Source organism: Micromonospora sp. CV4 (genome assembly GCF_003667455.1).
Lineage (GTDB): Bacteria > Actinomycetota > Actinomycetes > Mycobacteriales > Micromonosporaceae > Micromonospora.
The window spans coordinates 18,190-29,523 of the sequence record NZ_RCVI01000175.1 but is presented as its reverse complement, the minus strand read 5'-3'; the positions used below and the strand labels follow the sequence as shown (position 1 = coordinate 29,523).

Below are 11,334 nucleotides of genomic sequence, written 5' to 3'. Positions count from 1 at the left end.
AGCCCCACGGGACATCGGCCCGGTCACCGCCGACTCGGGTGACGGTGGCTCGGGGCCGCAGTTCCTCGGGATGCCGGGTGCGCAGCCGCCGGGTCGGGGCAGCGGTGCGGAGGGGCGTACGGATTTTCGGTGGCTGATGATGTCGGATGTGTGCAAGCACTGCACGCATGCGGCGTGTCTGGATGTCTGTCCGACGGGTTCGTTGTTCCGCACGGAGTTCGGCACGGTGGTGGTGCAGGAGGACATCTGCAACGGGTGTGGTTACTGCATTTCCGCCTGCCCGTACGGGGTGATCGATCAGCGTAAGGACGACGGTCGGGCGTGGAAGTGCACGCTGTGCTACGACCGGTTGGGTGTGGGGATGACCCCGGCGTGTGCGCAGGCGTGCCCGACGGAGTCGATCCAGTACGGGCCGCTCGACGAGCTGCGCGAGCGGGCGGCGGCGCGGGTGGCGACCCTGCACGAGCGGGGGGTGCCCGAGGCGCGGTTGTACGGGCACGACCCGAACGACGGGGTGGGTGGTGACGGGGCGTTCTTCCTGTTGTTGGACGAGCCGGAGGTGTACGGGCTGCCACCGGACCCGGTCGTGACCACCCGCGACCTGCCGAAGATGTGGAAACGCGCCGGCCTCGCGGCCCTGGCCATGGCGGCGGCCACCGTCGCCGCGTTCGTCGGAGGTTCCTCGTGAGTCCGCACCGCCCCGAGGTGGGCGCCCTGTTCCGCCGCTTCCGCGACCGGCTCGCCGCCGCGAGCCCGACCGAGGCGAGCCTGACCGACGCGAGCCCGACCGACGCGAGCCTGACCGAAGCGAGCCTGAGCCCGCGGCCGCAGCGGAACGCCGAGCAGACCGGCGGGCGCGCGGGGCGGCGGGGCGGTCGTCGTGGTGGCGGTGAGGAGCTGCGGGTTCCGGAGGCCGAGTTCACCTCGTACTACGGCCGGCCCGTCCTGAAGGCGCCGGTCTGGAAGTGGGACATCGCCGCGTACCTGTTCACCGGCGGGCTGGCCGCCGGCTCGTCGCTGCTCGCCGCGGGCGGGCAGCTCACCGACCGACCTGCGTTGCGCCGGGCCGGCCGGGTCACCGCGCTGGCCGCGGTCAGCGCCAGCGCCGTCTTCCTGATTCACGACCTGGGCCGACCGGCCCGGTTCCACCACATGCTGCGGGTCGCCAAGCCGACCTCGCCGATGTCGGTGGGCACCTGGATCCTCACCGCCTACGGGCCGGTGGCCGGGGTGGCCGCGATCGCCGAGGCCGCCGACTGGCTGCCCCGGCGCGGGCTGCTCGGACTGGCCCGCCGGGCGTTGCCGCCGGTCGGGCACGCCGCTGGGCTGCTCGCCGCCGGTACCGCGCCCGCGCTGGCCACGTACACCGGGGTGCTGCTCGCCGACACGGCCGTGCCGTCGTGGCACGAGGCGTACCCGGAGCTGCCGGTCATCTTCGCGGGCAGCGCGCTGGCCAGCGGCGCCGGCGTGGGTCTGCTCGCCGCGCCACCGGCGGAGGCCGGGCCGGCCCGGCGGATGGCGGTGGTCGGCGCGGCGATGGAGCTGTACGGCGCGCACCGGGTGGAGACCCGCCTCGGCCTGCTCAGCGAGCCCTACCGGCGGGGCCGGCCCGGTCGGTTGCTGCGCGCCGGTCGCCTGCTGACCGCGGCGGGGGTGGCCGGCGCGCTGCTCGGCCGGCGCAGCCGGGTGGTCGGCGCGTTCTCCGGCGCCGCGCTGCTGGCCGCCTCGGTCGCGACCCGGTTCGGCATCTTCTACGGCGGGGTGGCCTCCGCCCGCGACCCTCGGTACACGGTGGTGCCGCAGCGCGAACGGGTCGAAGCCCGCCGGACCGAGGGTGGATCTTCCACCTGACCGGGCGGCGCCGCCTGTGCTGTGATCGAATGTCCGATGGAGGCGTTCAGGCGGCTGGTGCCCCTCCCGGTCTTCAAAACCGGAGTGGTCCGGGACCCGGGCCAGGCGGGTTCGATTCCCGTCCGTCTCCGCCAACAGGCGGTAGGAGATGACGTGATGGGCGACGGTCCGGTGGACCCGCGGCGTCGGGTGCCCCGTACCGACGCGCTGCTCGCCGATCCCCGGTTGGCCGCGGCCGCCGCGACCCTCGGCCGGGACCGGGTCAAGGCGGTCGTCGTCCGCGCGCAGGAGCGGGCCCGCGGCGGCGAGATCGGCCCCGACGAGGTCCGGGACGCCGCCGTCGCGGCGTTGCCGGCACCCGGCCCCCGCGCCGTGCTCAACGCCACCGGCGTCGTGCTGCACACCAACCTGGGCCGGGCGCCGCTGTCACCCACCGCGGTCGCCGCGGTCGTGGCCGCCGCCGGGCACACCGATGTGGAGCTGGACCTGAGCACCGGGCGGCGGGCCCGCCGCGGCCGGGACGCGCTCGACGCGCTGGCCGCCGCCGTACCGGACGCGGGCGCCGTGCACGTGGTCAACAACGGCGCCGCCGCCCTGGTGCTGGCCGCCACCGCGCTGGCCGCCGGTCGGGAGATCGTGGTCAGCCGGGGTGAGCTGGTCGAGATCGGCGACGGTTTCCGCCTGCCGGACCTGCTGGAGAGCACCGGCGCCCGGCTGCGGGAGGTGGGCACCACCAACCGCACCACGCTCGCCGACTACGCCGCCGCGCTCGGCCCGCAGACCGGCTTCGTGCTCAAGGTGCACCCGTCGAACTTCCAGATCACCGGCTTCACGTCGGCCACCCCGGTACGGCAGCTGGCCACCCTGGGCGTGCCGGTGGTCGCCGACATCGGCTCCGGGCTGCTCGCCCCGGATCCGCTGCTGCCCGACGAGCCGGACGCGGCCGGCGCCCTGCGGGCCGGCGCCACCCTGGTCACCGCCAGCGGCGACAAGCTGCTCGGCGGCCCGCAGGCGGGGCTGCTGCTCGGTGACGCCGAGCTGGTCGACCGGCTGCGCCGCCATCCGCTGGCCCGGGCGCTGCGCGTGGACAAGCTCACCCTGGCCGCGCTGGCCGCCACCCTGCACCGCCCGGACACGCCGACCCGAGCGGCGCTGCACGCCGACCCGGGCGTCCTGCGCGAGCGGGTGGAGCGGCTGCGCGACCGGCTCGGCGTGGACGGCCGCAAGGCGGAGGTGGTGCCGGCGGTCGCCGTGGTCGGCGGCGGAGGCGCCCCCGGCGTGGAGTTGGATTCCTGGGCGCTGAGCCTGCCCGAGCGGTACGCGGCGCCGCTGCGCACCGGCGAGCAGCCGGTGCTCGGCCGGGTGGTGCGCGGCCGGCTCCTGCTCGACCTGCGCTGCGTGCCCGCCGCGGACGACGAGGCGGTCCGGGCGGCCGTGTTGCGCGTACCCGGGGACGACTGACCGTGTTCGTCGTCGCCACCGCGGGGCACGTCGACCACGGCAAGTCGACCCTGGTCCGGGCGTTGACCGGAATGGAGCCGGACCGGTGGGCCGAGGAACGCCGCCGGGGAATGACGATCGACCTGGGCTTCGCCTGGACGACCCTGCCGTCCGGCGGCACGGTCGCGTTCGTCGACGTGCCCGGGCACGAGCGGTTCGTGCCGAACATGCTCGCCGGGGTCGGCCCGGTGCCGGCGGCGCTGATCGTGGTCGCCGCCGACGAGGGGTGGATGCCCCAGTCCGCCGAGCACCTGGCGGCGCTGGACGCGCTCGGCGTCGCGTACGGCCTGCTGGCGGTGACCCGCGCGGACCTGGCCGATCCGGAGCCGGCGACGGCCCGGGCCCGGGCCGAGATCGCGGCGACGAGTCTCGGCGCGGTGGAGGCGGTGGCGGTCAGCGGGCTGACCGGCGCCGGCCTGCCGGAGCTGCGCGCCGCCCTGGACCGGCTCGCCGCCGGGCTGCCGGCCCCCAGCGTGGACGATCCGGTCCGGCTCTGGGTCGACCGCAGCTTCACCGTGCGGGGCAGCGGCACCGTGGTCACCGGCACCCTCGGCGCAGGTCGGTTGCGGGTCGGCGACGAGTTGGAGCTGGCCGGCAGCGACGAACCGGTCCGGGTACGCGGGCTGCACTCACTCGGCCAGGCCCGGTCCGCGGCGACGGCGGTGGCCCGGGTGGCGGTCAATCTGCGCGGCACGCCCCGCGACCGGCTCGGCCGGGGCGACGCGCTGCTCACTCCGGGCCGGTTTCACCGCACCGACCTCGTCGACGTCCGGCTCACCGGCGATCCGGCGGCCGACCTGCCGGCCAATCTCACCCTGCACGTGGGGTCGGCGGCGGTGCCGGTACGGGTCCGCCCGCTCGGCCCGGACACCGTCCGGCTCCGGCTGGCCCGCCCGCTGCCCCTGCTGGTCGGCGACCGGGCGCTGCTGCGCGATCCGGGTCGGCATCACGTGGCCGGCGGGGTGCGGGTGCTGGACGTGGCCCCGCCGCCGCTGGCCCGCCGGGGTGCCGCCGTCTCCCGCGCGAAGGTCCTCGCCGACCTGGACGGGCGACCCGATCTGGCCGGGGAGCTGCGCCGCCGCCGGCTCGTCCGGGCCGGCACGCTGATCCGGATGGGTGTGCCGGCGCACGCCGCGCCCGTGGCAGGTGACTGGCTGGCCGATCCCGAGCACTGGGCGCGGCTCGGCGAGCAGCTGATCGAGGAGGTCGCCCGGTACACCCGGGAGCACCCGCTGGAGCCGGGGATGCCGGTGGACGCCCTGCGTCAGCGCCTGTCCCTGCCCGACCGGGTGCTGGTGGAGGCGTTGGTCCGGCCGCCGCTGCGGATCCACGCGGGCCGGGTCGGTGCGGCGAGCGCCGGCGCGCTGCCCGAGCAGGTGGCCCGGGCCGTGCAGCGGGTCCGCGTCGAGTACGCCGACCGACCGTTCCGCGCCCCGGAAGCCGACCGTCTCGTGGACCTGGGCCTGGGTCCCCGGGAGATCGGGGCCGCCGTGCGCGCCGGTGCGCTGCTGCGGCTGGCGGACAGCGTCGTGCTGCTGCCCGACGCGCTCGACGAGGCGGTGCGGGTGCTGGCCGGCCTGCCCCAGCCGTTCACCCTCTCCGCGGCGCGGCAGGCGCTGGACACCACCCGCCGGGTGGCGGTGCCGCTGCTGGAGCTGCTGGACCGTCGGGGCGCGACCCGCCGGCTGCCCGACGACGCCCGGATCGTCGTCACCTGAGCGGCTCGTTCGGCCCACGATCGGATTGCGGCGGGCTGTCAGGGTGTGGGGATGGCCCAGCCTTCCCCGTTCCCGTCCCCGTCGCGGCCGTTCGGTGGCCGGTGGCGCCGCATTGCTCCGGTCATGCTGCGGTGGGGGCTGCCGGTGCTGTGGGTGCTCTGGGCCGGCCTGGCGTGGTGGGTGGAGCCCCGCGAGTCGACGGTGGACCAGCTCGACAGGGACCTGGCGGCTGGCCGCGTGGTGACGTTCCAGCGGGCGTACGGCTGGGTCGACGACGACGCGTACTGGGGCAGCCGGCCACGACCGCAGTACGACACGCAGGGTGGACTGCTCGCCTGGAGCGTGCCCACCGGCCAGATCCGATATGCCTTCGTCGATCCGCCCGCACGGGAACCCGCGGCGACGCCGAGCCCGTCCGGGGCCGCCTCGACGGGCACGCCGGGTGACTACCGGCCCGGGAGCCGGGACGCACGGCTCGCCGAAGTCGCCGGTCCGTGGCAGGCCGACGGGGCTCTCGCCCACCGAATCGCGGACACCGCCGCGTTGCTCGCCGCCGTGCTGGTCCTGCTCTGGCTGGCGCGGCTGGTCACCGGCGCGCCCCCGATGGTCGGCACGCGATGGTTCTGGTTCTGGGTCGGGCTGCTGCCGTTCGGGTTGGGCGTGCTGGCCTGGTCGTACCGGGAGGTCTGGCGACCGCCGTCGGCGCCCGTTCCCGGCCGTGGCTCGGGGTGGCGTGGATTCGGTTGGCTGGTGCTCGGCGGCATCGGGCTCGCCCTCCTCGTCGCGGGGGCGCGGGGCCTGCTCGGCGCAGCCGTCGTGCCCGGCTGACCCGGTATCCGGCCACCAGATCACCGACCGTCACTTACGGTGACGCCATGGACCCTTCGGCGGTCTGGCGGGACCGGCAGCACCGGTGGCGGATCGAGGCGTACCGCGCCCCGGACCTGCGGTTCGCCATCTACGCCACCAACGGCCCCACCGAGTCCGCCCCGCTCTGGCTGTTCGGCATGTCGGCGCTGGCACGGTGGCTGATGACCCACGCGATCTCCCTGGACGACCTGGAGGTCGACTGAGCGGGGACCGGCGGGCCGGAAACCGCGCCCACGGCCGGCTCTGCTGCGGTTGAGTGGCGTGAGGCGGCGGACGGGGGTACGCGATGGGCGTTCAGCTCGGACAGTTGGTGCTGGTAGCCGTACTGGTCCTGATCAACGCCGCGCTCTCCGGCAGCGAGATGGCGTTGGTGACGCTGCGCGAGGGGCAGCTGCGGCGGTTGGGCCGGCGGAGCCGTGCCGGCGACCGGTTGGTGCGGCTCTCCCGCGACCCGAACCGCTACCTGGCCACCATTCAGCTCGGCATCACCCTGGCCGGGTTCCTCGCTTCGGCGGCGGCCGCGGTGTCGCTGGCCGAGCCGCTGGTCGCCCCGCTCGGCTTCCTCGGCGCGGCGGCCCGTCCCGCCTCGGTGGTGCTGGTGACGGTGGCGTTGACCTTCGTCACCCTGGTGATCGGGGAGCTGGCCCCGAAGCGGTTGGCCATGCAGCGGGCGGAACGCTGGGCGCTGCTCAGCGCCGGCCCGCTGGACCTGCTCGCCCGACTGTCCCGGCCCGCGGTGTGGCTGCTGAGCCGGGCCACCGACGCGGTGGTTCGGTTGGCCGGCGGTAATCCGAAGGCCAGCCGGGAGGAGACCACCGAGGAGGAGTTGCGGGAGATGCTGGTCAGTCAGCGCGGCCTGTCGGCCCAGCAGCGGGAGATCCTGACCGGCGCGTTCGACATCGCCGGGCGGACGCTGCGGGAGATCCTGGTGCCCCGACGGGACGTGACCACGCTGCCGGCCGGCCTGGCCGCCGACGAGGGTGTCCGGCGGCTCGCCGCCGCCGGACGGTCCCGCGCGCCGGTCACCGGCCCCGGCGGCCTGGACGAGGTGATCGGCGTGGTGCACATCCGTGACCTGGTGCGCGCCGGCGACGGCACGGTGGGGGAGCGGGCCCGCCCGCCGCTGCTGCTGCCGGTCACGCTGCCGGTCGCCGACGCGCTGCGCCGGCTTCGTCTGGAGCACCAGCAGCTCGCCCTGGTGGTCGACGAGCACGGCGGCATCGACGGCATCGTCACCCTGGAGGACCTGCTGGCGGAGGTGGTCGGCGAGTTGTACGACGAGACCGACCGGGACGTACGCGAGGTCGTCCGGGAGCCGGACGGGTCGCTGCTGGTGCCCGGTGACTTCCCGCTGCACGACCTGCCGGACCTGGGGGTGCGGTTGAGCTTCCCGCTGTCGCGGGAGTACACGACGGTGGCCGGGTTGGTGCTGGCCCGGCTGCGGCATCTGCCCGATGAGCCGGGGGAGACCGTCCGGTTGCCCGGGCTCACCCTGGAGGTGGTGGAGGTCGCCGACCGCGCGGTCCGCCGGGTGCGGCTGCGCGGCTTCACCAACGAGCGCTGACCGCCCCGATCGGCCGAGGGCGAGGTCGCCTGTCGACGCCATACCCGAGGTCGCCTGTCGACGCCATACCGGCAGTGCCGCAGGCCACCCGTACGGGGGACACTACGGCGAACCGGCCGCGGAGCGGACGGGCCGCGCATACGGTGCGAGATGTGAAGGACCGAGGGTTTCGTACGTTCGTCACGGTGCTGGCCGGCCTCGCGGTGATCTACTTCGGCACCGCCGGCCGCAGCCCCGAGGAGGGCCGGGGCATCTCCGGCGGGCTGGTGGTGCTGGCGTTGCTCGCCGCGCTGCTGGTGTGGCACCTGACCCGACCGGGCGACAAGACGGTGAAGTGAGCGGATCTCAGCGGGCGGCGCGGGTGACCTCACCGGCGGATTCCTCGCCGAGCGCCACCCGTACCAGCGCCGACGCGAGCCGCCCGAAGTCCGGCTCGTCGACCAGCCCGGCCAGCCCGTCCGGTGAGCCCGGCAGGCCCAGCCGCTTCGCACCGGCCAACGTCCGGCGGTCGGCGTACGGGCGCAGGTCGGACCAGACCGTCTGCGCCTCGCGCAGGTAGATGTCCGCGCCGGTGGGCCCGATGCCGGGGAACTCGGTGAGCCGGCGGCGCAGTCCGGCCGGGTCGCCCCGGGCCTCCGCGTGCAGCCGCCGCAGGTCGCCGTGCCACCGGTCCAGGCACAGTCGGGCGCCGGTGCCGAGCATGGTGGCCGTCCGCTCGTCGTAGCGCCGGTAGTGGCCCCGGCCCAGCGCGTCCACCCGCTGCTGCCAGCTGGCCGCCTCCATCGCCTGCGGTGTGCGGTAGCCGGCCGCGAACAGCTCGCGTGCGGCATCGACCGCCACGCACGCCCGGATCCGGGTGCTCAGCAGGGTGGTCAGCACCAGCAGCTGGTACAGCGGCCCGGGTCGGTCGGAGAGCCGGATGCCGGCGTCCTCCGCGTACGTGCGGCTGCTGCGTTCCAGCAGGACCTGCGCCACGGTTCGGTCGTTGCCCACGTCCGGTGGGTACCCGCCCCGCCGTCGCCTAGCCCTTGCGCCGGTGGTCGGGTCCGGAATGCCGCCGGGTCGGACGGGTATGCCTGCGGTGGAGGCGGTCGATGCCGCCTGCCGTACCCGGAGGGAGACACCCGTGGTCAACCCGCAGCAGGAGGAGTTCCGGCGCAACGCCAAGGGAGCCACCAGTCAGGACAGCAAGGGGCCCAAGCCGACGGGGCACCCGCTCAACCGCGGCTCGTCCCGCGGAGACGAGGGTCGGCCGGTGCCCAAGGGCCAGGTGTCGCCGTACGGCCCGACCGGTGAGCCGGTCGCCGAGGACGACAGCGACAACCGGATCTAACGACCGCCACGTGACGGCCGTCGCAACCTGTTCCAGGTGGCGGCGGCCGTCAGCCCGTACGCCAGGTGGGGCACGATGTCGGAGATCCAGTCGCTGCGCCGCCAGGTGCGCGGGTCGCTGATGCCCAGCGCGGTGATGGACCCGTCGGTCATCGTCATCACGCCGGCGCCGAGCACGCCCGTGGCCATCGGCAGCGGCTGGCGCCGGCCACGCGCGTACAGCGCGAACGCGACGCCGGCGGCGACGCCCAGGCCGTAGCCGACCAGGGCGCCGAGGCCCGAGCGGCGGTTCTCCGCCGGGGCCCCGGATCCCAGGTCCACGTGGGCGATCCCGGCCAGCCGGTCGACGGTCTGCTCCGGGGTGCTGCTCGACGGGCGGGCCCGCAGAGCCATGTCCAGGTAGGTGACCACGTTGAGCGCGGTGCTGCCGACGGCGCCCGCGATGGCGCCGTCGGCCAGGTCGGCCCTTCTCACTTCGGGTCGCCTGGTTCGCGCTCACTCTTGGGGCCGTACGTGCGCTCGCCGCGCACCACGCCCCGTTGACCGCGATCCTCCTGCAGGATCCGGTTGGCGACCTGGTTGGCCTTGCCGTCGGGTACCCGCCGTCCGGAATCGTCGATCGCGTTGCGCATCCGCGCCCGCTGCTTGTCGTAGGCGTTACTGCCCGGCCGTGGTCCTGGCATCTGCTGCCTCCTTCGTCGCCGTTGGCGTACGGCGGCCGTCTACCCGTCTGGCAGCGGGCCAACCCCGGGTCTCAGCGGGGGCCGCGGACCACCGCGACGGGGCACCGCGCGTGGTGCAGCACCGACTGACTCACCGACCCCAGCAGCAACCCGGTCACCTCGCCGCGCCCCTGCCCGCCGACGACCACCAGCTGGGCGGCGCCGGACGCCTCGGCGAGCACGGCGCCGGGCCGCCCGTGCACCGCCCGCATGGTCAGGCGCAGCCCGGGGCAGCGCTCGGTCAGCCCGGCCAGCCACTCGGCGAGGACCTGAGCCTCTTCGCCGTGCAGCCGCGCCTCGTCGTACACCAGGGGTTGCATGTCGCCGGGGCCGCTGCTGGGTGGGTGCCGGTAGGCGTGCACCGCAAGCAGCGGCACGCCGCGCGCCACGGCGGTCTCGGCGGCGAACTCCGCGGCGAGCCGCGACGCCGCCGAACCGTCCATGCCGACCAGCACCGGCTCGTCGGGACGTTCCGCGCCGCGGGCCACCAGCACCGGGCAGTCGGCGTACGCGGAGACCTGCACCGCCACCGAGCCGACCACCAGCGAGGCGAAGCCGCCCAGCCCCCGGTCGCCGAGCACGATGAGCGCGGCGGTGGGGGATTCGCCCACCAGCACCGCGGCGGCCTCGCCGTCGATGATCTCGCCGGAGACCGACAGGCCGGGTGCGGTGGCCTGGGCCTCGGCCACCGCGGCGGCGACCAGCTCCTCGGCCTGATGGCGCAGTCCACCGCCGGGCGGGGCGTCCGGGGCGGGGGACACCGGCACGTGCAGCAGTGGCCAGATGAACCCGTGCACGACGCGCAGCGGCCGGTGTCGGCGGGCGGCTTCGGTGGCGGCGAGGCGGACCGCGCGCAGGGACGGCTCCGAGCCGTCCACGCCGACCACCACCGCCGCGCTGTGCGCCGAGTTCACCGGGCCACCTCCCGCCGGGGCCAGTATCGCGGCCGGGGGCGGCCCGGCGGAGCGATACCGCCCAGAGCGTCCGGGTCGGTACGCTGGCGACGACCAGCCGGGAGGGAGTGTCGTCGATGGGTGAACCGGACCAGCCGAGCACGGCTCGCATGATCGACTTCTGGCTCGGCGGGGATCATCACTTCCCGGTCGACGTGGCCGCCGCGACCGCGTTCGAGCAGGCTTACGGGCCGTGTGCGCCGGTGTTCCGGGAGCTGCGGGCCTTTCTCGGTCGGGCGGTGCGGGCCATCGCCGGGCAGGGCGTCGACGGGTTCCTGGTCTTCGGCGCGGGGGTGCCCACGATGGGCAACGTGCACGAGGTCGCCGCCGAGGCCACCGTGCTCTACACCGACGTGGATCCGGTCACCATCCGGCTGGGGCAGCGCATCCTCGCCGGCAGCGACCGGGCCGGCTACGGCTACGGCGACGCCACCGACGTCGGCACCGTCGACCCGGCGCAGCTGCACCGCTTCGTCCCGGGCTGGGGCCGCCGGCCGGTCGGGGTGATCTTCCTCGGGCTGGCCGCGTTCCTCGACGACGACACCCTCGCGCGCACCCTCGACGAGCTGTACGCCGCCGCGGCGCCGGGCAGCATGCTCGCCGTCGACTTCGACACCGAGGAGCTGGCCGGTCATCCGGAAGCGCTGGCGATGATGGGGCCGGCCTTCCGCATGCGTACGCCGGACGCGTTCGCGCCACTGCTGGGCCGGTGGGCGCCGACGGCGGACGGCATCGTCCCGGTGCACCGGTGGCGGCCGGACGGCACGCCGGCGGCGGTGCCCGACGCGTTCCACGGCGCGCTGGCGACCCGAGGCGCCGACTGA

The 11,334-nt window shown here is 75.6% G+C and carries 14 protein-coding genes and 1 tRNA gene; 11 read left to right on the top strand and 4 right to left on the bottom strand.

Features of this window, described 5'->3' with window-relative positions; genetic code table 11:
- The 9 genes from EAD98_RS04565 to EAD98_RS04530 all read left to right on the top strand — a co-directional run.
- Positions 1–688: 4Fe-4S dicluster domain-containing protein (locus EAD98_RS04565; RefSeq protein WP_199723285.1), on the top strand; the 688-nt coding region annotated here is incomplete at its 5' end.
- A complete protein-coding gene (gene nrfD, locus EAD98_RS04560) occupies positions 685–1,851 on the top strand; it encodes an NrfD/PsrC family molybdoenzyme membrane anchor subunit (RefSeq protein WP_199723284.1) in 1,167 nt (388 codons plus the stop codon). The genes EAD98_RS04565 and nrfD, both read left to right, overlap by 4 nt.
- A gap of 38 nt (positions 1,852–1,889) precedes the next feature.
- Positions 1,890–1,985, top strand: a tRNA-Sec gene (locus EAD98_RS30865).
- Between the two features lie 22 nt (positions 1,986–2,007).
- Positions 2,008–3,312 carry an L-seryl-tRNA(Sec) selenium transferase gene (gene selA / locus EAD98_RS04555; protein ID WP_121652818.1) on the top strand — a complete coding sequence of 435 codons (1,305 nt, stop codon included), beginning with the start codon at positions 2,008–2,010 and terminating at the stop codon, positions 3,310–3,312.
- A 2-nt stretch (positions 3,313–3,314) separates the two neighbouring features.
- Positions 3,315–5,069, top strand: coding sequence for a selenocysteine-specific translation elongation factor (gene selB / locus EAD98_RS04550; RefSeq protein WP_121652817.1), 1,755 nt, complete (start codon positions 3,315–3,317; stop codon positions 5,067–5,069).
- A 51-nt stretch (positions 5,070–5,120) separates the two neighbouring features.
- A complete protein-coding gene (locus EAD98_RS04545) occupies positions 5,121–5,897 on the top strand; it encodes a hypothetical protein (protein WP_147457328.1) in 777 nt (258 codons plus the stop codon).
- A 47-nt stretch (positions 5,898–5,944) separates the two neighbouring features.
- Positions 5,945–6,142 carry a hypothetical protein gene (locus EAD98_RS04540; RefSeq protein ID WP_121652815.1) on the top strand — a complete coding sequence of 66 codons (198 nt, stop codon included), beginning with the start codon at positions 5,945–5,947 and terminating at the stop codon, positions 6,140–6,142.
- Between the two features lie 83 nt (positions 6,143–6,225).
- A complete protein-coding gene (locus EAD98_RS04535; protein ID WP_121652814.1) occupies positions 6,226–7,503 on the top strand; it encodes a hemolysin family protein in 1,278 nt (425 codons plus the stop codon).
- Positions 7,504–7,655: 152 nt separating this feature from the next.
- Complete coding sequence (locus tag EAD98_RS04530; protein WP_089022156.1) at positions 7,656–7,841, top strand: hypothetical protein; 186 nt, start codon at positions 7,656–7,658, stop codon at positions 7,839–7,841.
- Between the two features lie 7 nt (positions 7,842–7,848).
- Here the strand turns inward: EAD98_RS04530 and EAD98_RS04525 are convergent, their stop codons facing one another.
- Complete coding sequence (locus EAD98_RS04525) at positions 7,849–8,496, bottom strand: hypothetical protein (protein WP_121652813.1); 648 nt, start codon at positions 8,494–8,496, stop codon at positions 7,849–7,851.
- Positions 8,497–8,629: 133 nt separating this feature from the next.
- Between EAD98_RS04525 and EAD98_RS04520 the strand changes: the two genes are divergently transcribed.
- Positions 8,630–8,836 carry a hypothetical protein gene (locus EAD98_RS04520; protein WP_121652812.1) on the top strand — a complete coding sequence of 69 codons (207 nt, stop codon included), beginning with the start codon at positions 8,630–8,632 and terminating at the stop codon, positions 8,834–8,836.
- Here the strand turns inward: EAD98_RS04520 and EAD98_RS04515 are convergent.
- From EAD98_RS04515 to EAD98_RS04505, 3 genes are all read right to left on the bottom strand, one after another.
- Positions 8,833–9,309, bottom strand: coding sequence for a hypothetical protein (locus EAD98_RS04515; protein WP_121652811.1), 477 nt, complete (start codon positions 9,307–9,309; stop codon positions 8,833–8,835). The two genes, EAD98_RS04520 and EAD98_RS04515, sit on opposite strands and share 4 nt — an antisense overlap.
- Positions 9,306–9,518 carry a hypothetical protein gene (locus tag EAD98_RS04510; protein ID WP_007460364.1) on the bottom strand — a complete coding sequence of 71 codons (213 nt, stop codon included), beginning with the start codon at positions 9,516–9,518 and terminating at the stop codon, positions 9,306–9,308. Before EAD98_RS04510 ends, EAD98_RS04515 begins: the two co-directional genes overlap by 4 nt.
- A gap of 71 nt (positions 9,519–9,589) precedes the next feature.
- Positions 9,590–10,471, bottom strand: coding sequence for a universal stress protein (locus EAD98_RS04505; protein WP_121652810.1), 882 nt, complete (start codon positions 10,469–10,471; stop codon positions 9,590–9,592).
- A gap of 116 nt (positions 10,472–10,587) precedes the next feature.
- Here EAD98_RS04505 and EAD98_RS04500 point away from each other — a divergent pair, with 116 nt between their 5' ends.
- Complete coding sequence (locus tag EAD98_RS04500) at positions 10,588–11,334, top strand: SAM-dependent methyltransferase (protein WP_121652809.1); 747 nt, start codon at positions 10,588–10,590, stop codon at positions 11,332–11,334.